Here is a 23,561-nt window from a genome sequence, read left to right on the forward strand (position 1 = left end):
CATTCGTCAGAGTTCATAGAGGGACGTTTTCGTTCCCGATAAAAACTCGGAGAAGGGCGGATGCAGCGGCGATTTTTTCGTCTCGAGAATAGAAACATGGGCGCGACGGCCATAGCGACGGCGCTGAGCGCTCTCGTCTTCGGACAAGAGCCGGCCGTCGCGCATGTCGCAATGCCGGAGGCGGAGCTCGCCGCCGCAGTGCGCAGCTATGAGATTCCGGCGGGCTCCATCGCCGCCGCGCTCAATCGCCTCGCCGACGCCACCGGCGCGCAGCTCGTCTATAAATCGCGGCTGACGCGCGATCTGACGACACACGGCCTCACCGGCGCCTTCACGCTGGAAGACGCGCTCGATCGTCTGCTCGCCGGCACGGGCATAGGCTATCGCCTCACGCGCGACGGACGCAGCGTCGCCATCGTGCTCGCGCAGAACGAGACCACGCGCAATGACGCCGGAGCGGTTCCCTTGCCGCCGATCGACGTGGCGGCGGAGCGCGCGCGCGCGCTCCGCGCCGCAGCGCGCCACGCCGACGGCCCCTTCACGCCGATCGGCGCGACAGAGATCAGCGGCGAAGCGCTGGATACGCAGCGCGCCAACGCCAGCGACACGGCGCAACTGCTCTATTCGGCGCCGGGCGTCGACCTCTACGAGGCGGGCGGCGTGTCGCGCCTGCCGACGCTGCGCGGCCTCGCCGACGATCGCATCAAGATTTTGCTCGGCGGCGTCGAGATCACCTCGGCCTGCGCCAATCACATGAATCCGCCGCTCTCTTATATCGATCCGAACAATGTCGGAAAGATCGAGGTGCTCTCCGGCGTGACGCCGGTGAGCAAGGGCGGCGATTCGATCGCAGGCACGATATCAGTGACGCCCAAGCCGCCGATCTTCGCCAATCCGCGCGTCGCCTCGGCGCCCGGCCTCGTTCCATCGGTCGCGCCCGGCGTTCTCGCCTCGGGATCGATCTCGGGCTTCTTCCGCAGCTCCAACAGCAGCTTCGGAGTCTCCGGCACGGCCAATGTCGCCACCGAGCATTTCAGCCTGCTCTACAATGGCGGCTACACGCGCGGCTCCGATTATCACGCCGGCGACAATGGACCGAAGGTCCTCTCCACCGGCTTCATCTCCGAAAATCATTCGGCGACTCTCGCCTATCAGAACGACGGACATCTCTTCACGCTGCGCGGCGGATACCAGAACATTCCCTATCAGGGCTTCGTCAATCAGCGCATGGATATGATCTATAATCGCGGCTATTCGGTCGACGCCGGCTATGAGGGCGCGTTCGAATGGGGCAAGCTCGAGGCGCGCGCCTTCTGGCATCATACGGCGCATAAGATGGGCTTTCTCTACGACAAGCAGCCCGCCAACATGCCGATGGACGCTTCCGGCACGGACTATGGATATCTGGTCAAGGCGGATATTCCGCTCGACTCTTCCAATCTTCTGCGCATCGGCAACGAGTTCCACGGCTATCATCTGAACGACTGGTGGCCGCCGATCATCGGCAGCATGATGATGGGTCCGGGGACCTATTGGAACATCAATGGCGGCCAGCGCGACCGCATCGGCACATTCGCGGAATGGGAGGCGAAATGGTCGCCGCAATGGACGACATCGCTCGGCGTGCGCAATGATATCGTATGGATGAGCACGGGCGACGCCAGCGCCTATGATCCGCGCAATCCCGTCCCCATGGGCATGATGGGTATGATGGGCATGGGCATGGGCATGGCCAATCCAGACGCGACGGCGGCGCGTTTCTTCAACGCCCGCAGCCATGCGCGCACCGACGTGAATTTCGACATGACCGCGCTCGTCCGCTACCAGGCCGACGAGACGAGCACATATGAGCTCGGCTATTCGCGCAAGACACGCTCGCCCAATCTCTATGAGCGCTATGTGTTCGGCGTCGGCGGCATGGCGAGCAGCATGATCGGCTGGTTCGGCGACGCCAATGGCTATGTCGGCAATCTCGATCTGAAGCCCGAGGTCGCGCATACAGTGAGCTTCACGGCCGCTTGGCGCGATCCCGTCGCCCATGATTGGGAGGTGAAAGCGACGCCCTATTTCAGCTATGTCGAGAATTTCATCGACGCCGATCGCATCGGCGGCTTCAGCGACAAGAATGGACGCTGGTTTCCCATTCTGCAGTTCCGCAATCACAAGGCCGAGCTCTATGGCTTCGATCTCTCCGGCCGCGGCAAGCTCTATGAGGCGCCCGATGTCGGCAGCTTCACGCTCTCCGGCGTCATCGGCTATGTCTATGGCGAGAATCTCGATCGCGGCGACGGGCTCTATCACATCATGCCGCTCAACGCCCGCTTCGCTCTCGAGCACAAGCTCGGCGGCTGGAGCAGCGCCGTCGAGCTGCAGCTGGTCGACAGCAAGACGCATGTGAGCACAGCGCGCAACGAGCTGAAGACGCCCTCCTATGGCCTCGTCAATCTGCGCACCGCCTATGAATGGGACGCATTCCGCATCGATCTCGGCGTCACCAATATCGCCGACGTTCGCTACTATTCGCCGCTCGGCGGCTTCGACTACGCCGATTACAAGAAGACGAGCGTCTTCGGCGCCGTGCCGGGACAAGGCCGCTCCTATTATGCGGGGCTGACGGTGAAGTTCTGAGCTTCGCCTTTTGCGCGGCCGGGCGAGACATGCGATAGACGGGGCGAGAGGCGCGGGCAGCGCCTTTCGTTCCCGCCGCAGCAGGATCGCCCGACATGCCGCTCACCGAATCGCAGCTCATCGGAACGCCCGACAATCCCGTGCCGCCCAATGCGAAGGTCTACGCCATTCGCACGGCGGACGGACGCAGCCTGCGCGCGGCGAGCTTCGCGCCGCCGCGTGGGGCGATCGGCACAGTGGCGCTGTTTCAGGGCCGGGCCGAGTTCATCGAAAAATATTTCGAGACGATCAATGATCTGCTCGCCCGCGACCTTCATGTGGTGACGCTGGATTGGCGCGGACAGGGCGGCTCGGAGCGCGACCTTTCCGATCCGCGCAAGGGCCATGTCGATGATTTCGCGCTCTATCAGCGCGATCTCGACGCCTTCATCACCGACGTCCTGGCGCTCGAATGCCCCTCCCCCTGGCATGCGCTGGCGCATTCCATGGGCGGCGCCATATTGCTCGATCGCGTCCATTCGGCGCGCTCGCCTTTCGATCGCGTCATCGTCGCCGCGCCAATGGTCGATTTCGAAGGGCTGCGCTTTCCGATCGGCGCGCGCGCCATCGCCGACACGCTCGACATGTTCGGGCTCGGCGCCATGTATGTGCCGGGCGGCGGACCGAAATCGCTGGAGGAGCTGCCCTTCGAGGGCAATCGTCTGACCTCCGATCCCGCGCGCTTCTCCCGCAACGCCGACATCGTGCGCGCCGCGCCGCATCTCGCCATAGGGGATCCAACGGTCGGCTGGGTCAACGCCGCCTTTCGGCTGATGAAGCAGTTCGCCGCGCCCGAATACGCCCGCGCCGTGCGCTCGCCGGTGATGGCCTTTCTCTGCGGGCGCGACCGCATCATTTCCTCCCGCGCGATCGAGCGATTCGCTCAGCGGCTGCCGGTCGCGAGCCTGATAGAGGTTCCCGGCGCGCGTCACGAATTGCTGATGGAGCGCGACGAATTGCGCGAGCAGTTCTGGGCGGCCTTCGACGCTTTCGTTCCCGGCGAGGCGGTGGACAGCGCCTGAGCGCTTCCGATCACTCGAAGGCGGTCTGAAAGCGCACGATCGCCCGCGCCACCGGCCGCGTCGGCAGATAGCAGAAGGAGTTGGTGGCGATCTTCGCCTCCTTGCAGTGCTCGTGCTCGGCGTTCCATTCATAGCCGAGCCGCTCCATGCAGGCGACGATATGATCGTGCAATACTCGGCTGTTCTTGTGCCGCTCCTCCGGGAGCTTGCTCTCGCCGTCGAGCTCGCAATCGGTGACGTCGATCTTCAGCCCGGCGAAATAGCGTCCGCTGCTGCTGCCGGTGACGAAGACGAATTCGGTGGCGACGATAAAGGCGAGACCGACGGCGAAAGCGACGCGCGCCTTGAACTTGCTGTCGAAATAATCGATGCCGATGAAGGACAGAGCGCCCAGCGCCAGCAATCCGCCGCCGAGCATGAGCGTCAGCGGAGCCACGAAGGCGGCGATATCCTCATTCATCGGCACGTCTCCCGTCTGTTCCCGACGGGGCGCCGCCTTCCCCTCAGTCTCGAGGTCAAATGGAGCAAGCCCTCCAACCGGCAAGCGCCCCGCACGAGGCGAGCGGCGAGCTTAGACTCGCCGCCGCGGTCGGGCTATTCGAATCTCAGCTGAAACGCGGTGATCGCGCGCTCGAAGCCGGTGGCCGGCAGATAGCAATAGGCATTGGTTGCGACCGGCGCATCCTTGCAATTGCGATGCGCGGGAGCCCATTCATAGCCGGCCTCCTGCATGCAGCCGAGAATATGCTTGTGGATGACATTGACATCCACGCCGAGGCGCGCCTCTGGATGCGCCGACTCGCCCTCGAGCTCACAGGCGGAAGTCTGCACCTGCTGCGCCTTGAAGAAGGAGACGCTGCTGCCGGCGAGCACCACCTCGAGCGCGGCGAGAACGATTGAGCCCGCGACGAGCGCCGCGATCGCCTGGACGCGCGACTTCAGAAATTGAATCTCGATGAAGTAGAGCCCGCCGGCGGCGATCAGCGCGCATCCGATGACGAGAGCGAAAGGGGTGACGAAAACCGAGAGATCCTGATTCATCTGCTTCCTCCTGCATTGCGAGCGCGCAAGCGCCCTTGTTCGATGATCTTCCGATCATCGGCATCGAGCAGGAGTCATCAGCCTCTTCGGCGGTTGTAGGGGGCACCCCATCCCCTGGCGCGCGGGCTATCGCCCTCGCGGCCTTATGTAGCTAATTCGATACATAAGCCTGGTCGGGTCGTCAATGCGCCTGGATGAAAGTCTGGTGAAAGCCTCGGCGCCACTTATCGGCCCAGCAGACACCGCCTCACTTGATTTCGGCGAAGCCCAACGGCCTGGCGGCAGTCGGCGCGGCGGTCGGCTCGCCCCGCGTCGCGGCGGCGATCGTCACGCCCGATTCGGCGCCCGCCGCGGCGGCTATGGCCTCCGGCGTATCGGAGAGAAAGGCGGCGAGCTCGTCGGCGCCCCGCGCCGCGACCGCGGCCAACGCGCGATCGTCGAGCAGCGTCCAGGGATCGCCGGCGCCGGTGACGGCCACTTCGTCGGTGAGGCGGCGGGCGCGTCGTCCATTGCGGTCGAAGACATCGAAGACATAGGCGAAGCGCGTCGCCCCTTCCGCGCTCGCATAGGCGGTGAGATAGCCGCGCAGGCGATAGGCGGCCGCCGGCTCCTCGGAAGCGGCGATGTCTCGGCTCTCCGTCGCGCGGGCGAAGGCCGGACGGAAGCGCGCCAGCGCATCCTCCGGCGCGCCTTCCAGGCTGATGAGCGCCACGGGCGCGCCATGGGGCTGACGCCGGGCCGCGGCGCCGGATGCTGCCGCTGGGCGAGCTGCTCGGCCCGCGGATGGCCGATCTCGACCGCCGTATCGACGCAGCCGGCGAGCATCAGCGCGCCGATCGCCGCGCAGAACGGCCCGAAAAAGCGAAGGGCGGAGCGTTTCAGATCGCGCATCGTCTCCAGCACCCTCCGCCTCATGATGAAGAAAGTGCTAACAATGATCCGGGCGGCGGTCCAGCCCCCGCATTCCCCATACGCAATTCCCTGTGGGACAAGGCGCATCGCCTTTCGCGCCGCCTTTTCGCCTCACTGCCGCCACGGACCGCGTCGACGATCAAGCTCACGTTAACCTTACCGCGCTTTCGCGCGCCGCATCGAGGCGCGCAAAGCTTTCGTCAAGGTTGACGGAACCTTCGCTTAACCCCTGCGCAGATAGGACTGGCGACAGCAGAGACCCGTCGTCAGAGGAGCTTAGAGGAAATGGCATTGCTTTCCGCCGCGCGCGCCCTGCGCTTCGCCGTCGCCGTTCTGGCGGCCGTCTCGCTCGGCGCCTGCGCCAAAAACGCCGAGGACGAGAACGCAGCGCTCGCCGGCGGGGCCAATGGACGTGGCGGCTACGCCGCCCCCGGAAGCCCGCAGGATTTCGTCGTCAATGTCGGCGACCGCGTCTATTTCGAGACCGATTCGAGCGAGCTGACGCCCACCGCGCAGGCGACGCTCGACAAGCAGTCCGACTGGCTGCAGCGCTACGGCCGCTATTCCTTCACCGTGGAGGGCCATGCGGACGAGCGCGGCACGCGCGAATATAATTTCGCGCTCGGCGCCCGCCGCGCCGAGGTGGTGAAGAACTACCTCGCCTCGCGCGGCCTCTCCGCCGGCCGCATCCGCACGATCAGCTATGGCAAGGAGCGTCCGGTCGCGGTCTGCGACGATATTTCCTGCTGGTCGCAGAACCGCCGCGCCGTCACCGTGCTGTCGGGCGGCAATTCTTGACCCGCAAAATGCGCCGAGGCCCCTCCCCGGCGCTTGCATCCTCGGCCGCGATGCGGCATTGAGAGCCCCGACGGCGCGCCGTCACCGCAGGAGTGTAGCTCAATCGGCTAGAGCACCGGTCTCCAAAACCGGGGGTTGGGGGTTCGAGTCCCTCCACTCCTGCCAGCTCCTCCCAAAATTCAGCCCAACAAAGATCGCGCAGCCGGGCTTTCGGCGAAGCGCGATATCGATGTGCATTTCGTGATCGGGATGTTTCGATGCGTTCCATGCTCGCCGGCGCCGCCATTCTCGCATTTCTGATTTCCGCCGGGACGGCGCGCGCCTGTGGCGGCGGCGATCCGACGCCCGGACGCTGGGCGCTCGATCAAAAGAGCTATGCCGAGCAGAATGGCATGCCCTTCCTCGATCCGGGCAATGACACACGTCTCAATCTCCTCTTTCTGATGATCGACGCCGATCCGGCGCTGCGGCCGAAGGACGAGGCGATTTCAAAGGGCGAGGAGAAGCTCGACTTCTATTCTTCTGTGCTGTTCTTTCGGCCCGATTTCACCGACGCCTGCCGGAAAGGCGCGGCGGCGCGCGACCGCAAGGACGAGGCCGCGAGCGCTTTCGCCGATGGCGAGGGAACGCGCTGCGTCTCGCTCGACTCCGGCCGGGCCGCCTTCACGGCCGCGGTCGAGGCGGAGCCCGCGCTTTCCGCCGAAGAGCGCCGTGCGCTGACGGCGGCGCGGGACAAGATCGCTCCCTCCTGCCGCAATGAGAAAGCCGACGCGGCCGCGCAAAAAGCGCTCGCGCAAGTCGCGCCCTCGGCCGCCGGGCAGGAGTTCGCGTCCTATCTGATCGGCGCCGACGCTTTCTACGAAGGCGATTTCGATCGCGCGCTGGAGCGCTTCGGCAAGCTCGACTCGGCGCGCAACGCCTGGCTGCGCGAGGCGGCGCGCTACATGACCGCCCGCGCTCTGCTCAACAAGGCGCAAATCGGCGCCTTCGCCGATTTCGACGCGACCGCGACGCCCAATGTGACCGATCGCGCGACGCTCACCGCGGCTCAGGCCGCCTTTCAGACCTATCTGAAATCCTATTCCACGGGGCGCTACGCCGCCTCGGCGCAGGGACTGTTGCGGCGCGTCTATTGGCTGGCGGCGGATGACGAGCGCCTCGCCGCCGAATATGGCCGGCAGATCGCGCAGGGGAGCGGCGCCAAGGTCGGTCTCGACGGCGTCGATCTGGCGCAGGAGATCGACGCCAAATATCTGACAACCGCCAAAGACCATGCGAGCCGCGAGCCGCTCCTGCTGGCGACGCAGGATTTGATGAAGCTGCGCTCCGACGGCAAGGAGACGCATCTCGCAGCCGCGGAGCTGGACGCGCAGGCGCAGGCCTTCGCCGGACGCGAGGATCTCTTCGGCTTTCTGAAAGCTGCGCGCGCCTATTACGCCGACGCCGATTTCGCGGCGACGCTGCAAGCGCTCGGCGCTCCCATCGCGGCGCCGCGCTCCTATCTCGCTTTCAGCCGCGAGACCTTGCGCGGCCAGGCGCTGATGGCCTCTGGCCAATATCCCCAGGCGATCGAGCATTGGGCGAAGCTGCGCGGAACCGTCTCCAATCCCTTGTGGAAAGAGGCGGTCGAGCTGGGCCTCGCCCTGAGCTATGAGCGCGCCGGCATGGCGAACAAGGTCTTCCTGCCGGAGACGCGGCTCTCCTCGCCGCGCATTCGCGCGATTCTGCTGCGCCACACGGCCGGGCCGATCCTGCTGCGCATGGCCGTGGCCGATCCGCAGGCGAGCGCGGAGGAGCGCAAGCTCGCCCGCTTCCTCCTGCTCTACAAGGAGGCGACGCGCGGCCAATATGCGAATTTCCTGCGCGATTTTACGGCCGAAGGCCTCGCGAAGGACGACGCCGAGGCGCCGGAAGTGTCCGATCTCCCCAAATCGGCGATCTTCCTCTCCTCGCCCGCCAATGAGCCCTATAAATGCCCAGCGCCCAAGGCGGTGGTGGCGGAGCTCGCCGCCGATCCGCGCTCCGCGCATGGGCAGCTCTGCCTCGGCGATTTTGTCCGTCACTCCGGTTTCGCCCGTTTCGACGCATGGCGTCCGGCGGCGGACGAGCTGGGCGGCGCCAAAGCCATCTTCCCCGGCGAGCCTTTCTCGCGGGGCGATGTCTATCAGCGGCTGATCGCCGATCCGGCCACCAAGGACGCCGACCGAGCCTATGCGCTCTATCGCGCCATCAACTGCTACGCCCCGGCGGGCAGCAATGATTGCGGCGGCAAGGATGTCGACAAGACGCAACGAAAGACCTGGTTTCAAACGCTGAAATCACGCTATGGCGCGACGCAATGGGCGCGCGGGCTGCAATATTACTGGTGAGAGCGCGGGCTCTTCTCCTCGCGCTCTGCGCGTTGCTCTGCGCCTTTCCGGCGATCGGCGAGCCGCTGGTGCAGGCGGCGGATCATGACGCCTTCTGGCTCTGGGCCGGCGTCAAAAGGCGCGCCGAGCTCGCCACGGCGAAAACCATCTATCTCCATTCGGGCGAGATCGGGCCGGATCGCGACGGCTTCATCCGCATGAAGGCGCAAGGCGGGGTCGAGCCCGGCCCGCACACGGCCGCTCTCTGGCTCGCCTATCGCGTCCGCAGCCTCGATTGGCCGCCGGAGATCGTCGCCCAGATTCGCCGCCGGCTGGACGCCTGGCGCGCGCAGCCGGGCGGCGTCGCCGGCGTGCAGATCGATTTCGACGCGGCGACGCGCGGCTTGCAGAGTTACGCCGCCTTCCTGCGCGCGCTGCGGCGGGAGCTGCCTCGAGGCTGCGCGCTCGGCGTGACCGGCCTCATGGATTGGGCGTCGCGGGCCTCGCCCGAGGATTTGAACGCGCTTTCGGGAAGCGTCGACGAGCTGGTCTTCCAGACCTACAAAGGCGCGCAGACGGTCGAGAATATCGACGCCTATCTGGCGCGGCTCTCGCGGCTTCGCATTCCCTTCCGGCTCGGCCTCGCCGAAGGGGCGCGATGGGCGCCTCCGGCCGCGCTGGCGACGCGGCCGAATTTTCTCGGCTATGTGGTGTTCCTGCGCAATCGCGCTGCGCCATGAGCGATCGGCTCACGCCTTGGGAAGCAGCCCGCGCAGACGCTCCGCCCCTTGCGGCGCCGGACGGCGCGGCGGGCCACCGGGCGGAAATCCCCCCGGCGGCGGTCCGGCGAAACGATCGCCGCGCGGCGGCATGAAGGGCGGCGTCGGCACGGCGCGCACCGTCTTGCGGTCGATCCGCGCGCGCAGCGACACGACATAGCGGCCGGCCGCCTCGCGCAGCTCGCCACGCGTCGTCTCGCCGGCGGCGAGCGCTATGCCGTCGGTCGAGTTCAGCGTGTCGCGCAGCCGCCCGCGCGCATAATCGCCGAGATTGGCGTAGAGGAATTCGCTCAGCGCATCCGGCAGGAAAATCTGCGAGGTGAGACGCGCCGTTCCGCCATCGATGATCTTGAAATGAATATGCGTGGTGCGGCCGGGATACCAGCCCGGATAGACGCTGGAAAAGCGCGCGCGTCCGTCCGCCCCCGCGATCTGGCTTCCGCGCAGAAAGGTCTTGCCCGAGAGATCGAGCCGCCCGTCCTCGCCCTGGCCGGGGAAGCCGGAATAGCGCCCCTGCGCATCGCAATGCCAAACATCGATTCGGGCGCCCGGCAGCGGCGCGCCGGTCTCGTCCTGGACCGCGAAGGCGATGTCCAGCGGCACGCCGGCGAGCCCTTCGGCTATGTCCGCACGCTGGAGATCGAGATCGAGATAGAATGGCCCCTCTTCCGCCGGCGCCGTCAGCGGCCCGGGGGCAGGCTCGGGAGCGGCGGGATCCGGCAGGACCGCGGTCGCCGAGCCGGCGAGCGCAACAGCCACGAGGCCGCGTCGCGTCAAAGCAATTTTGTCAGGCATGGAATTTCCTTGGTCTTCGTCAGAGCGCGCAGAATGAAACGGCCCGGTGTCGGATGCGCGGCGGAAAATCTCTCGCGCGTTTCGGTCCCGTTTCTTCTCGCCATGCGGCGCGGGGTGGGCTTTCCGCGCAGACGGGCTATAAGTCCCACCGTCCCGCATCTCGAATGAGCCGATCGCCCGTGAAACGTCCCTCCCTCGATTCCTTCCGCCGCATCGTCGTCAAGGTCGGCTCCTCGCTGCTCGTCGATCCGCGCGAGGCGAAGGTGAAGCGCGAGTGGCTCGCGCGGCTCGCCGCGGACATCGCCGCTCTGCACCGTCGCGGCGCCGACGTTCTCGTCGTCTCCTCGGGCGCGGTGGCGCTGGGACGCAGCGTGCTCGGCCTGCCCTCCGGCGCGCTGCCGCTGGAGGACAGCCAGGCGTCCGCGGCCGTCGGGCAGATCGCCCTCGCCCGCATCTGGGCCGAGACGCTCGGCGAGCTCGGCGTCACCGCCGGGCAGATTCTCGTCACCTTCGGTGATACGGAGGAGCGCCGCCGCTATCTCTACGCCCGCGAATGCCTGACCCGGCTGCTGGCGCTGCGCGCCGTGCCGGTCATCAATGAGAACGACACGGTCGCGACTTCCGAGATTCGCTACGGCGACAACGACCGCCTCGCCGCGCGCGTCGCGACGATGGCGAGCGCCGATCTTCTGGTGCTGCTCTCCGATGTGGATGGGCTCTACACCGCTCCGCCGGCGAGCGATCCGAATGCGAAGCTGCTCGAGGTGGTGCCACGGGTCACGGCCGAGGTGGAGGCGATGGCCGGCGGCGCGGCCTCGCAATTCTCCCGCGGCGGAATGCGCACCAAAATCGAGGCGGCCAAGATCGCGACCACGGGCGGCGCCCATATGGTCATCGCCGACGGACGCGTGGAGGCGCCGCTCTCGCGAATCGCCGCAGGCGGGCCTTGCAGCTGGTTCCTCACCCCCTCCTCGCCGGTGACGGCGCGAAAAAAATGGATCGCCGGCTCGCTCGAGCCCAAGGGCGTCGTGCATGTGGACGAAGGCGCGGCGCGCGCGCTCTTCTCCGGCAAGAGCCTGCTGCCGGCCGGCGTCACCGCGCTGGAAGGCGGCTTCGCGCGCGGCGATTGCGTCGTGATCCGCAATCCTTCGGGCGGCGAAATCGGCCGCGGCCTGGTGACTTACGACGCGCTGGACGCCGCCCGCATCATTGGCCGCTCGTCCCGCGACATAGAGGGGCTGCTCGGCTTCAAAGGCCCGGACGAGATCATCCACCGCGACGACATGGCGCTCGCCGGCGACTGACTCGGGGCGTTCGCGGCCCCGTAAAACATGGGCGGGAACGTAGCGGCAGACCTTGGCAGAGCGAAATCGCGCTCCCATATCACGGGCGCCACGCCCGCGAAGAGGGCTGGTTCCAACTGGGAGAGACCTATGTCACCCGAAGAACGCCAACTGCTCGCCGGTTTGTTCGAGCGTACGCGCAGCGCCGCCGGCGCTCAGCGCGATCAGGAGGCGGAGAGTTTCATCGCCGAGCAGCTGAAGTCGCAGCCGGGCGCGCCCTATCTGCTGGCGCAGACCGTTCTGGTGCAGGATCAGGCGCTGCAGGCGGCCAATCAACGTCTGCAGGAGCTGGAAGGCCGCGTGCGCGACCTCGAGAGCCGTCCGCAGCCGTCCAGCGGATTTTTGGGCGGTCTGTTCGGCGGCGCTCAGCGCCAAGCTCCGCCCCCGCCGCGTCCGGCCCCGCCTCCCGGCTATGGCCAGCAGCCCGGCTATCCGCAGCAGCAAGGCGGTCCCTGGGGCGCGGCCCCGGCCGGCGGCCCCGCTTATGCTCCGCCCCCGCCTCCCGGCTACGCCACGCAAGGCTATCCGCCCCAGCAAGCTGCGGCCGCCCCCGGCGGCGGCTTTCTGAAGGGCGCGCTGGGCACGGCGGCGGGCGTCGCCGGCGGCGTGCTGCTCGCCGACTCGATCCGCGGCCTGTTCCATGGCGGCGCCGGCGGAGCCGGGAGCAATCTCGGCATAGGCTCGGGCTTCGACCACGCGAGCAGCGGCGGCGACACGATCATCAACAATTATTACGGCGATCAGGGCGGCAATAGCCAACCCTACCCCGACGCCGGCTATGACAGCCCCGACCCCGGCGGCCCCGATGTGCAGAGCGCCGATTACGACACGGACGCCGGCGGCTTCGACGACGGCGGCGGGGATGGCGGCTTCGACGTGTAATCGCCATCGAGATAAATCGAGCGGCGCGCCGTTGAGGCGCGCCGCTCGCGTTTTTGCGCATAGCGGCTCCGTCCTCATTCGAGCTTGACCAGCAGCGTCCCGCCGAAGGTCCTCGGGAAATCCTGTATCTGCATGGTGGCAGGCGCCGTCGGCGTGCCCGCGGTCCAGGTCTTGATCCATCTCTGATCGGTGATGTTCTTGCTCCAGAGCTGGAAGCTGTAGCGGCCGTCGTCTGTGCGCAGGCCGAGGCCGACGTTGATGAGCGAATAGGCCGGCTGCCAATATTGAATGATGGAATGTGGATCGGTCATCTGCATCCGATCCTGCCAAGCCAGATTGAAATAGCCGAAGGCGGTGACGGGCTGATCGAAGCCGCCGAAATCCTTGAAGATCGCACCGAGCGGATGTTCGTAATTGGCGCCGACATTCACCGCCCATTTCGGCAGCAGCTCCCAGCGCGTGTTCGATCGCGATAGAGTGAGAGGCGCGGTGAGGAAGCCCGCCGGCGCGGGACTGGGCGTCGGCCATACCCAATCGGACGGCGGCGCGGCTTTGGCGAAATCGATATAGCGCGCTTCGGTGTAAGCGCCGTTGAACCGCAGCCAGAGACGCTCGATCGGGCTCCACCGGCCCGTGAACTCGAAGCCTCTCAGCCGCACATGCGGAACATTGCCGAGATAGGTCTGGCGAAGCGGCTGGCCATTGGACGCAATGAAGCTCGTATCGACCATATTGGACTGAAAATTGAAGATGTCGGTCCAATAGAAATTGAAATTGGCGATGAGCTTTTCGTCGAGCCAATTGGTCTTGACGCCGATCTCGTAATCCCAATTCTGCTCCGGCTTGGTGAAGAGCGGCTGCCAGCCGAGAAAATTCGCGCCGGACCACACCGATCTCGCCGAGACATTGACCTGCGACGCCTTCTCGCCGCGGCCGATCAGGCCGAACAGCAGAATATTGTCGTCGACCTTATAGGACGGGTTGAAAACGCCGGTCAGCATGTTGCGCGCGCGCGTCTGGCCGCCGGTGTCGTAATATCCGCCGCCGCCCCCGCCGCGCACCGCCGTATCGGTCTGAGCGATGGTGTAGGCGGTGTTCCAATATTTCTCCCAAGCGAAGACCGAGCCTTCCTTGATCTCATAGCTGTCGCGCAGGCCGAAGGTCAGCGCGAGGCGATCGTCGACATGTAGAGTTTCCTGCGTGTAGGCGGCCGCCTGGAAGGTGCGTGACGCGCCATCGGTGTGCTGCTCGACGCGATTGAGCAATTGCGGATCCGTGGTCGTCGTGCCGAACCATCGCGCGGCGTTGCTGCCGAAATCGGTCCGGCTGAACGACCAGATTCGCTCATAGAAGGTGAAGAGGCCGAACTGCCATTCCAGCGTCTGTTCCTTCGGCGAGGCGAGGCGCAGCTCCTGGGAATATTGCGCGACATGCGGGTCGCTGAATCCGCTCGTCAGCTCGAGCTCTTCATTCTCGTTGTTGTAGGTGTAATTGGGATGATCGACATAGAAGGCCCAGGCCGAGATGGAGGTCAGCGTATTGTCGCCGATACGCCAGTTCAGCTCATTGGAGGCGCTCACGGTCTGCTGGCTGAAGGCGGCGCTGTGCGTGAACTCCGGCGAATAAGGATCGACCGTCGTCATGACGAGATGAAGCCGGTTCCACAAGTTTTGGGCGAATGACGCGCCGACCGTGCCGTTCGCATAGATCGGAACGGAATTGCCGATCACGCCCGTATGGTGATTCGCGCCGATATATTCGTGCGAGGTTCCATAGCTGAAGATCACACGATCGGTGATATCGTCGCCGACATAATAGAGCTGCCCGCGAATTCCCCAGCGGTCGTTGTTGAGATAGCCGGCGCCCGTCACCTTGTCGTTGATCCAGCCATCGCCCTTGTCGAAATAGGCAGTCAAGCGATAGGCGAGCTTGTCGTCGATGATCGGGCCGGTGACATTCAGCTTCTCGACGACATGGCTGTAATTGGCGAAAGACGTCTCCAGAGTGGCCTTGCGCTCGAAGGACGGCAATTGCGTGCGAATGATGATGTTGCCGACAGTCGTGTTCTTGCCGCCCGCCGTTCCTTGCGGGCCGAGGCCGACCTCGAAGGATTCGAGCTCGACGAAATCGGCCCATTGGAAGCCGACATTCTTGAAAAACACATTGTCGACGATGAATCCCGTCTCCGACTCCGCACCATTTCCGGTTCCGGCGCCGACGCCGACGCCGCGCAGGGCCGGCGTTCCCGTCTGGGGATTGGCGATATTGGGGCGATAGTTGGGAGCCAGCTGCGAGAAATCGGAGAGGCGATCGAGATGCTCCTCCGTCGCGCGCGTTCCATTGATGATCGCCGCCGAGCGCGGCGCCTTCAGCAGGACGCGCTCCTCCTGCCGCGACAGCCCCTCCTGCGCCGGGCCGCCGACCCGCACATCCTCGATCTGCGCGTCCTGCGAGAAAGCGCCGGAAGGAGCCATGAAAGCGAGCAGAGGCCCGAGCAGCAACGGCGCAGGCGACGCCGAGGAACAAAGCCATGTCCGTAGATTTCTGGTGGCGCCGATCGTTCGCATTTCGTCATTCCCGCCCTTTAACAATATTAATATGATAGAAATTATAAATATATGCAACAGCCTGGACACAGCGCGCCGGACGACAAATGCGCATGTTTTGTAGGGAAAATATACATTCTGTTACTCTGGGCCGGCGGACGATCGCCACGAATGGCGTCATAAAATCGCACAGATATAATATGAATTATGCCATGCTCGGCGCGCGAAGGGCCGTCTCGGCGAGATCGACGCCTCGGCTGCGGGCTCGCGACGCTCTATCTTGCGCCCCGCCCCCTTTCCCCGTAACACCCTGCCCCCATGTCCGACGCATTCCGCCCCAAATCAGAATTCCTCGCGACGCTCATCGCGCGCGGCTTCGTGCATCAGTGCTCCGATTTCGAGGGGCTGGATGAAAAGGCGCGCTCCGGCGAACTCACCGCCTATGTCGGCTTCGACTGCACGGCGGCCTCGCTGCACATCGGCAACCTTCTGTCGATCATGCTGCTGTCCTGGCTCCAGCGCACGGGCGGCAAGCCGCTGCCGCTGGTCGGCGGCGGCACCACGCGCGTCGGCGACCCTTCCGGCAAGGACGAGAGCCGCAAGCTTCTCTCCATAGAGACGATCGACTCCAACAAGGCGGCGATCCAAAAGACCTTCGCGAAATTTCTCCGCTTCGGCGACGGCGAGACCGACGCCATTCTGCTCGACAACGCCGAATGGCTGACCAAGCTCAATTACATCGACTTTCTGCGCGATGTCGGCCGGCATTTCTCGGTCAATCGCATGCTGTCGATGGATTCGGTGAAGCTGCGGCTCGATCGCGAGCAGGAGCTGTCCTTCATCGAATTCAACTATATGTGCCTGCAGTCCTATGATTTCGCCGAGATCGCCAAGCGCTATGGCGCGAGCCTGCAAATGGGCGGCTCCGATCAATGGGGCAATATCGTCATGGGCGTCGATCTCGGCCGTCGGCTCGGGACGCATCAGCTCTATGCGCTGACCGCGCCGCTGCTCACCACCTCTTCCGGCGCCAAAATGGGCAAGACGGCGGCGGGCGCCATCTGGCTCGACGAGTCGATGCTCGCGCCCTACGATTATTGGCAATATTGGCGCAATACGGAGGATGCGGACGTCGTCCGCTTCTTGAAGCTGTTCACCTTCCTGCCGCTGGACGAGATCGCGAAGCTCGGCGCGCTGGGCGGAGCCGAGATCAACGAGGCGAAGAAGATTCTCGCCACAGAGGCGACCGCTCTGCTGCATGGGCGCGAGGCCGCCGAGCTCGCCGCCGAGACCGCGCGCCGCACTTTCGAGGAAGGCGCGCTCGCGCTCTCCCTGCCCAAGATCGCTGTCGCGGCGAGCGAGGCGGCGGCGGGCATTGGCGTGCTCACCGCCTTTGTGAAAGCGGGGCTCGTGGCCTCCACGGGCGAGGCGCGGCGGCAGATCAAGGCCGGCGGACTTCGCGTGAACGACGCTCCTGTGACCGATGAGAAGGCTGTGCTCGGCGAGACGGATTTCGTCGAAGGCGTCGCCAAGCTGTCGCTCGGCAAGAAGAAGCATGTGCTGCTGGAGCGGGTCGCGGAGTAGATCTTCCTATTTTTCGTCGACACACACATAAATCTATCCATAAGATAGATTTATCTACTCGCGGCCCGTGCGGGATGTCCGTCAAAAGCCTGCAATCATAGCGATTCACGGCGCGCTGCTGACGCGCATTCGAATCCTGCTCGCCTTTGCTCGCCAAAATCACATTAAGTCGATAGACATAATGCGTAATTCCCCTTACTAGGTAAGACATCGTACGAAGCGACCGATGGCCTTGGGAGAAGGCCCTCGGACGCGGCGCACGAAGGAGGATCGCGCTCGGGGGAGCTCGATCCTCGTCACAACGCTAGGGGATGAGCACAATGTGGTTTCGGGGAGAATTTGTACGCGGACGTCTGACGTCCAGCGTGTCACTGGCGTCTCTTCTGGTGGGGATTTCCGCAAGCGTCCCGGTCCAGGAAGCGTTCGCGCAAGCGCCCGCGGCGGCTGCGCAACAGGCGGCGGCGCCGAGCCAGGGCGACGGTGGACCCCTCTCCGCCCAGATTCAAGACGTGCAAGTGCTCGGAGCCGAGGCCGCCGCCCAGAAGCTCCAGGAGCAGGTGCTGATCAAGACGCCGCGATCGGGAACCGTCGTCACCGACAAGGTGATCGAGGAGCAGCAGATCGAGACGGTGACCGACATTTCCCGAAGGGTTCCCGGCTATCGCCCGAACCTGGTCCAGCCACGACAGTCGCGCATGACGATCCGCGGCGCCGGCATAGCGGCAGCCTCTGCGGGAACGGGCTCGCCCTCCGACACGGGCTATATCGTCGACAATGTCTATTGGAGCTTCGCCGGCTTTCAATGGGGTGAGTTCGTCGACCTCTCCTCCGTCGAGGTGCTCTATGGCCCGACGGGAACGGCGGGAACGAAAAACACCAATGTCGGCTCCATCATCATGCATACGCAATTGCCGTCATTCGTCCCGAAGACCACGCTTCGAACGAGCTACAGCAATTACAATCATATCCGGCAGACCATCAATTCCACTGGCCCGCTCATCGACGATGCGCTCGCCTACCGGCTGGCTTTCTACCTCGACAAGGGCGACGGCTGGATTCGGGACGCGAGGTCCGGCACGACCTATCTCGACACCAACCGTCTCGGCGTCCACTTTCAGCTCTTCGGCGTCGGCGACGGCTGGAGCGATCGGCTCAGCCTGACCTACAACGGCTCCAACGAGCAGAACGGCTATCTCACCGCGGCGATCGGCGACACTTCCCTCGTCTATGCGAATGGGACCCGGCCCGCTCAGACATATTTTCAAAGAGTCCAGCAGCGCCTCGGAAAGCCGATCTGGACGATCGACCCCAACACGCCGTACCGGGCGGCCATGAACCGCAATCCGACCCATGTGGGCATGGCCTCCAACGAGCTCAATGTCGCCGTCGGCGACTACATATTTACGTCGATCACCGCTGGCGGCTTCGGCTCGTTCAAAAACTATGCTTCGCAGGACGACCAGCTGCTCAATATCGGCAGCGACGATATGGACACATTCGGCTGGCAGGTGTCTCAGGAATTCAGGCTGTCCTCGCCCAAAGAGCAGGAGCTCGAATGGACGGTCGGCACATTCACCTATTGGGAATTCCTCCAGGACCGCATGCATCATTCGACATTCGGCTACGACGCGCCGAAATGGTATAATGATCCCGCAGCGATACCCGGCAATATTTCCTGGTGGCTGAACAAGGCGGGGGATATTCAGCAGGCTGCATTCGGGCAGGCGACCTGGCATGCGACCGAGCAGTTCGATCTCACCTTCGGCCTGCGCGACAGCTGGGACCTGCGATATTCGTCGAACAAGTTCCGCCCCACCTACAATTATTATGTTCCGGTCTCGATCGCCGAGCAGGACCGCGCCCTCGCCTACCACGCGAGCTACGGCTGGTCCGACTCGGGAGGCGCGACCAAGGGCCACAATGCGGTCATCGGCATCATCAATCCGAAATATCAGGTCAACGAGAATGTGCAGATCTACGCTCTGATCGGCCGTGGCGACAAGCAGCCCGCGGTGAACACGCAGAACACCCCCAACTATCGGCGAGACTCGAAAACGCTCTCGGTGACCCCTCTGGGATGGAAGCCCGCCTTCAACAAGGCGGAGACGTCCTGGGATTATGAGATCGGCGCGAAGACCAACTGGTTCGACGGCGCGCTCATCTCCAACGTCAATCTCTATTGGAACGATCTCTACGATTTCCAGATCGGCCAATCGCAGGTTCAGACGCTCGCGGACGGCGCCACGATCACCGTCGCCTATCTCGGCAATGCGCCGCATGTCCGGCTGCGCGGCGTCGAATTCGTCGAGCAATGGCGCCCGTTCGATGGGCTGACGTTCAACCTCTCGGGCGCCTACACGGAGGCGCGCTTCGTGAGCTATGCGGAGGCGCCCACGCCCGAAGATTGGGCCTTCTCTGGCGGCCCCGCGACGATGTCGCTCAGCAACACGCGCATCAACCAGCTGCCAAAATGGCAGATCAACGGCGGCTACAGCTATGAGCGCTCGATCGGAAACGTCTTCGCGGGAGTCGGGGATTGGGGAAACCAGCCGATCACGGCCTTCACCTATCTGAACGCCTCCTGGTTCGACAAGTCGCAGCTCACTCATCCGCGTTCGATCGTACAGTATTGGCAGCCCGACTATGTGATGCTCGACGCCGGGCTCGGATTGAAGACGAGCGACAACAAATACAGCCTCACGCTCTGGGGCAAGAATCTCTTCGACAACCGTCCCTGGCGGAGCATCTCGCTCGGCTCATCCACCTCGCCGACCAATGTCGGAATATCGACGCAAGGGCCGCGCACATTCGGCGTCACCTCGTCGATCACGTTTTGAGGCTACGAAATAATTACCGGAGAAAAGAAACGATGAAGGCGTCACTCTCTATCGTCGTTATCGGCGGCGCGCTCATGCTCGCCGCTTGCAATTCGACGAGTTCACCGAAGCCCGCCGTCGCCGCCAATGAGGATTACAAGAAGCTCGGCGGCGTCCACGCCAACCATACGCCCGAGCAGCATGCGGCCTTTCTCAAGCGCGTCGGCCAGCTGCCGTCAGACGACGAGGCGGTGGGCGCGGTGGGCGGCGGCGGCGGCGGCCATCACCACTAAGCGCATGTGGAGCGCCCCGCCCGTCCACGCGCGAGCCGCCCTAGCGTGGCTCGCGCTTCTCCTGCTCCTCGCCTGCGGCAGCGTCTCGGCGTTGATGGCGACGCTGCGAGACGCCCCGGAGCCCGGCGGACCGATCTGCCGCCATGCGAGATGACGCCGCTCTCGCGGCGCCCTCTACCGCGGCGCCGGCGCGCTCTCCGGCAGGCGGCCCGTCCCCGTGCCGTCCACTATGCCGAACACCTTGCGCAGCAGGCCCGGCGCGATCACCGATAGCGGATTGACGGTCAGCACCGGCGCGCTGAAGGCGCCGCTCACGCGAAAGCTCACCGCGAAGACGCCCTCGTGCTGGCCGCCCGCGAGCATGAAGCCGATGACCGGAATATTCGACACGAGATTATTGAGCCCATAGGCCGGCACGAAAGAGCCCGACACGTCGATGCGATCGCGCGCCATGTCGATATAGCCGTCCACCGTCAGGCCGATTTCTGTCCCGGACATCACAGCGTCGCGCAGGGTGAGGCGGCCATTCGCCCAGGTGAAGGTGGATTGCACGCGCGCGAATTTCACCGAGTCTGGATCGAAATGCGCGGCGCCCTTGTCATCCGTGCGCGCGGCGCCCTGCATGACGAGCTGACGAATGGCCGGCTCGTTCTGCAGATAGAAATCATGAATGCGCATCGTGCCGTCGGAGCGGCCCGGATTGAGCAATAGCGTCGCCGACAGCGCGCCGCTCTCCATGCGATGATAGAGATCGAGGAAGGAGAGAAAGGCGCCGCCGTCGCTGGTCGAGAGATCGATCTGCGGCGCGCCGCTCGGATGGCGCGTCAGCATCGCCGCGAAGGGCTCGCGGCCGAAATTGCCGGTCAGCGACAATTGCCGCGGCTTGCCGCCGCGCCGCTCGAAGCGCAGATCGACATTGGAGAGGATCTGCTTGCCGTGTCCGGTGACGATCGGCGATTTGAGATCGAGATCGAAATCGTCCGAGGTCGGCGGCTTGCCCGCCGCCGCTGCGCCTTGCGGCTCGGAGGATGGTTGCGAGAGATAACGCAGCAGCGGACGCGCATCGATATTTGCGCCGCGCACGACGAGCTTCAGCGCATCGCCGCCGCGCGTCATCTCGAGACGCATATCGTCGCCGGGCGAAAGCTTCGCCTGTGAGAGCTTGGCCGAGCGCAGCACGCCGTCGCGGCCGAGCTCCACCACGCCGGAAAATTGCTGCGGCCCCGCCTCCGCCTGCAATTGCTCGAGCGCCGAGCCGTCCGGCCGCTTCACCAGAGTGAAGCTGGCGCGGCCCGGCTTGCCGAGCGGCTTGGTCACGCCCGGCAAGGGATGATCGAGCGCGGCTTTGGAGAAGTCGATCTCGAATTGCGACTCGGAATCTTCGATCGGCAGCCTCGTCTGCACCTGCACGCCGACGACGCCGGAGACGCCGGCAAATCCATAGCCGGCGCGCAGGCGCGCGGCGTCGTCGAGCGAGAAGGACAATTGCGCCTGCGCCTGTCCCTTCTCGCCGGCGGCGCGGCGCAGATCGAGCGTCACCGGCGCGCCGAAGACGCGGCCGGCGCCGGTGACGCGCAGCCCCTCACGATCCGAGACGAGCCGCAGCGCCGCGCCCTCCAGCCGCTCCTTGCCGATGAAGCGCTCCATGGTGAGATTGCTCGTCTCGGCGTCGACCGTGATGCGCGTATGCTCTTCCTTGGCCGCGAGGCCGAGCTCGAAATCGATGCGCAGCTTGCCTTCGATCTGCCCTTTGAGCTGATTGGCGTCCATGGGCAGGCTGGCGGCCGGAGCGACGCTCTTGAGCGAGAGAATATCGGCGACCGCCTCCACGCCGCCGGCGAGCTTCAATTCGATCCAGGCGGGCGCCGGATCGAAGCCGAGCGAGGGCGCACGAAACACGCCTTCCGTTATGGCGAGCTTGCGGCCCGGCGCGCTCTCCATAACGCCGGAGGAGGCGACGAAGGAGACGGTGCGGCCGGTGAGCGCGATATGGCCGTTCATGCCGTTGATCGGCCACAGGCCCGGAACGGCGTCGACGAGCGTCGCATTGTCGAGATCGAAATCGCCGCGCAAGGCGGCGTCCGGCGGCGGCCGCTCATAGCGCCCGGCGGTCATCGCCTGCTGATCGAGATCGGCAGTGAGCGTTCCGCTGCGCATCACGCCGGCGGTGATATGCTCGTCCATCCACATGCGCGTCGGCGCCGCCACCTGCGTCGGCCAGATGCGCAGCACGGAGCGCAGCGGCGTCTGCGTCGCATGGATCGCATATTTGAGATGCGTCCCATCCGGCTGCGCGCCATCCACATCGAGGGTCGCCGTGGCGTGCACCTCCGGCCCGTCCAGAAAGACGCGCTCGACCTTGTATTTCTTGGCGAGGAGATCGAGCGTCGCGGTGAGGCCGGCGTTCTCGACGACGAGCGCCGACTCGCCATGGCGCGTCGGCAGAAAGGCGCCCGGCCGCGCGAGAACGAAGGAGAGCCCGACGACGCCAGACCCTTCCGCCGGCGGCGTCAGCGCGCCTTTGAAGCTCAGCCGCGCAACGCTGGTGCGGATCTCGACCGGCTCTATGGCGAGCAGCCGGCGCTCCATGTCCCAGCGGCCGGAGATGGACAGCTCCTGCAGCATGAAAGGCTCGGCGTCCGGCTCCTCGAGGCGGAGGAAGCCTTCGCCGACGGCGAATTTCCCGCTCGCCTCGATGACGCGGCCGTCGTCCGCCAGAGCGAAATGCAGATCGAGCGATAGAGGCGCGTCTGTGTCGAAGGGCAGAGCGCGCGCTCCCGCCGCCAGCGCGATCTCTTCCATGGAGAGGCTGCGCAGGCGCGCGTCCAGCGTGCGCCGCTCGCCCATGCCGCCCTTGGCCTCCACCTCGGCGCCGACATGGCCGGAGGAGCCGGTGGCGCCGAGGCGCAGCCGCCGCGCGCCGGCGATCTTGTCGAAGCTCAAAGTGAGATCGTCATAGACGATCGTCTTCTCCAACGTGCGATCGTCGATCACGAGGCGGGCGTTGGAGACGCCGATCTTGTCGATGGCGGCGACCGGACTCTCGGGATCGACGATAAAATTCATCACCGCGCGCAAGGCGCCCGCCGCCTGCCGCAGCGATGGGACGACAGGCGCCGCCTGCGCCTCCGCGGCGGGCTCCGCCGGTGATGGCGCGTCGAGCGGTATGGCGACGGGATCGGCGCCCGGCGCAGAGATCGCCACCACGCCGTCGGGCAGCACTTCGAGCCTCAGCTCGAGGTCCAGCACGTCCAGCCGGCGCGGCGTCAGCCGGCCGATGAGCAGCGCCCGCGGGTCCACCGACAATTGCGCGCGCGGCGCCGCGAGGATGGTGCGCTCGCCACTCTTCACGGCGAGGCCGTTCACGGTGAAGGTGAGGCCGTGATCCGTGCTGGCGATCGCCACCGAGCTGAGCCCGAATTGGTAGCGATGCACATAGAGATCGTCGAGCGCCTCGACGATTTTTGGCGCGAGCCAGTCGGAGGCGATGGGACCGCGGGCGAGCGCGGCGAAAAAAGCGCCGACAGTGAGCACGATGCCGAGCAGCACCGTCACCGCCACGATGGAAAGGCTACGCACCACGCAAAAGCCCCGCAGCCGAACCGCGGTCGAGCCGCGCTGGAAAAATCCCAATAAAAAGCGCGGCGCCCGCGCTCCGACCGCCGGACTCTCGTCTATCCTCTGCGTCAAGCGCCAGCCCTTCGGTTCGACCGCGCCGCTCCGCGCGCGCCGGCG

At 65.2% G+C, this 23,561-nt stretch carries 17 protein-coding genes, 1 tRNA gene and 1 riboswitch; of the genes, 12 read left to right on the forward strand and 6 right to left on the reverse strand.

Going from position 1 to position 23,561, the window contains the following annotated elements:
• The first annotated feature begins 60 nt into the window (after positions 1 to 60).
• Both K369_RS03075 and K369_RS03080 read left to right on the forward strand, forming a co-directional pair.
• Positions 61 to 2,628 (forward strand): TonB-dependent receptor, encoded by a 2,568-nt coding sequence (locus K369_RS03075; protein ID WP_156967649.1) that lies wholly within the window; start codon positions 61 to 63, stop codon positions 2,626 to 2,628.
• Between the two features lie 95 nt (positions 2,629 to 2,723).
• Entirely contained in the window at positions 2,724 to 3,689 is a 966-nt protein-coding gene (locus K369_RS03080; protein ID WP_036287255.1) for an alpha/beta fold hydrolase, read from the forward strand.
• Between the two features lie 10 nt (positions 3,690 to 3,699).
• Here K369_RS03080 and K369_RS03085 read toward each other — a convergent pair whose 3' ends face one another.
• The 3 genes from K369_RS03085 to K369_RS03095 all read right to left on the reverse strand — a co-directional run bounded on the left by K369_RS03085 (position 3,700) and on the right by K369_RS03095 (position 5,442).
• A complete protein-coding gene (locus K369_RS03085) occupies positions 3,700 to 4,149 on the reverse strand; it encodes a hypothetical protein (protein ID WP_036287258.1) in 450 nt (149 codons plus the stop codon).
• 134 nt (positions 4,150 to 4,283) lie between these two features.
• Positions 4,284 to 4,730: a hypothetical protein gene (locus K369_RS03090; protein ID WP_026598630.1), complete on the reverse strand. Its 447-nt coding sequence runs from the start codon at positions 4,728 to 4,730 to the stop codon at positions 4,284 to 4,286.
• 61 nt (positions 4,731 to 4,791) lie between these two features.
• Positions 4,792 to 4,854: riboswitch (Fluoride riboswitch) on the reverse strand.
• A gap of 123 nt (positions 4,855 to 4,977) precedes the next feature.
• On the reverse strand, positions 4,978 to 5,442 hold the full coding sequence (locus K369_RS03095) for a hypothetical protein (protein WP_051948842.1): 465 nt from the start codon (positions 5,440 to 5,442) through the stop codon (positions 4,978 to 4,980).
• A 38-nt stretch (positions 5,443 to 5,480) separates the two neighbouring features.
• On the opposite strand from K369_RS03095, the gene K369_RS27475 reads away from it, so the two are divergent.
• From K369_RS27475 to K369_RS03120, 5 genes are all read left to right on the forward strand, one after another.
• Positions 5,481 to 5,852 (forward strand): hypothetical protein, encoded by a 372-nt coding sequence (locus K369_RS27475; protein WP_036287261.1) that lies wholly within the window; start codon positions 5,481 to 5,483, stop codon positions 5,850 to 5,852.
• 75 nt (positions 5,853 to 5,927) lie between these two features.
• On the forward strand, positions 5,928 to 6,440 hold the full coding sequence (gene pal, locus K369_RS03105; protein ID WP_036287264.1) for a peptidoglycan-associated lipoprotein Pal: 513 nt from the start codon (positions 5,928 to 5,930) through the stop codon (positions 6,438 to 6,440).
• 88 nt (positions 6,441 to 6,528) lie between these two features.
• A tRNA-Trp gene (locus K369_RS03110) sits at positions 6,529 to 6,605 on the forward strand.
• A gap of 92 nt (positions 6,606 to 6,697) precedes the next feature.
• Complete coding sequence (locus K369_RS03115; protein ID WP_036287267.1) at positions 6,698 to 8,809, forward strand: hypothetical protein; 2,112 nt, start codon at positions 6,698 to 6,700, stop codon at positions 8,807 to 8,809.
• The gene (locus K369_RS03120; RefSeq protein WP_051948845.1) at positions 8,779 to 9,528 is read left to right on the forward strand and encodes a DUF3142 domain-containing protein; all 750 of its coding nucleotides are present in this window, start codon (positions 8,779 to 8,781) and stop codon (positions 9,526 to 9,528) included. Before K369_RS03115 ends, K369_RS03120 begins: the two co-directional genes overlap by 31 nt.
• Positions 9,529 to 9,537: 9 nt before the next feature.
• Here the strand turns inward: K369_RS03120 and K369_RS03125 are convergent, their stop codons facing one another.
• A complete protein-coding gene (locus K369_RS03125) occupies positions 9,538 to 10,362 on the reverse strand; it encodes an intradiol ring-cleavage dioxygenase (RefSeq protein ID WP_036287274.1) in 825 nt (274 codons plus the stop codon).
• Positions 10,363 to 10,526: 164 nt separating this feature from the next.
• Between K369_RS03125 and proB the strand changes: the two genes are divergently transcribed.
• Both proB and K369_RS03135 read left to right on the forward strand, forming a co-directional pair.
• On the forward strand, positions 10,527 to 11,666 hold the full coding sequence (gene proB / locus K369_RS03130) for a glutamate 5-kinase (RefSeq protein WP_036287277.1): 1,140 nt from the start codon (positions 10,527 to 10,529) through the stop codon (positions 11,664 to 11,666).
• Positions 11,667 to 11,795: 129 nt separating this feature from the next.
• On the forward strand, positions 11,796 to 12,587 hold the full coding sequence (locus tag K369_RS03135; protein WP_036287280.1) for a DUF2076 domain-containing protein: 792 nt from the start codon (positions 11,796 to 11,798) through the stop codon (positions 12,585 to 12,587).
• A gap of 74 nt (positions 12,588 to 12,661) precedes the next feature.
• Here the strand turns inward: K369_RS03135 and K369_RS03140 are convergent, their stop codons facing one another.
• On the reverse strand, positions 12,662 to 15,154 hold the full coding sequence (locus K369_RS03140; RefSeq protein WP_036287283.1) for a TonB-dependent receptor: 2,493 nt from the start codon (positions 15,152 to 15,154) through the stop codon (positions 12,662 to 12,664).
• 297 nt (positions 15,155 to 15,451) lie between these two features.
• Here K369_RS03140 and tyrS point away from each other — a divergent pair, with 297 nt between their 5' ends.
• The 3 genes from tyrS to K369_RS03155 all read left to right on the forward strand — a co-directional run bounded on the left by tyrS (position 15,452) and on the right by K369_RS03155 (position 19,826).
• The gene (gene tyrS / locus K369_RS03145) at positions 15,452 to 16,717 is read left to right on the forward strand and encodes a tyrosine--tRNA ligase (protein ID WP_036287285.1); all 1,266 of its coding nucleotides are present in this window, start codon (positions 15,452 to 15,454) and stop codon (positions 16,715 to 16,717) included.
• A 365-nt stretch (positions 16,718 to 17,082) separates the two neighbouring features.
• Positions 17,083 to 19,554 carry a TonB-dependent receptor gene (locus K369_RS03150; RefSeq protein WP_245278067.1) on the forward strand — a complete coding sequence of 824 codons (2,472 nt, stop codon included), beginning with the start codon at positions 17,083 to 17,085 and terminating at the stop codon, positions 19,552 to 19,554.
• A 32-nt stretch (positions 19,555 to 19,586) separates the two neighbouring features.
• The gene (locus K369_RS03155) at positions 19,587 to 19,826 is read left to right on the forward strand and encodes a hypothetical protein (protein WP_036287289.1); all 240 of its coding nucleotides are present in this window, start codon (positions 19,587 to 19,589) and stop codon (positions 19,824 to 19,826) included.
• 174 nt (positions 19,827 to 20,000) lie between these two features.
• On the opposite strand, the gene K369_RS03160 is transcribed toward K369_RS03155, so the two are convergent.
• Complete coding sequence (locus K369_RS03160; protein WP_245278068.1) at positions 20,001 to 23,516, reverse strand: DUF3971 domain-containing protein; 3,516 nt, start codon at positions 23,514 to 23,516, stop codon at positions 20,001 to 20,003.
• Positions 23,517 to 23,561 lie beyond the last annotated feature (45 nt).

It is taken from the genome of Methylosinus sp. PW1 (genome assembly GCF_000745215.1).
In the GTDB taxonomy this organism is placed as follows: Bacteria; Pseudomonadota; Alphaproteobacteria; order Rhizobiales; family Beijerinckiaceae; genus Methylosinus.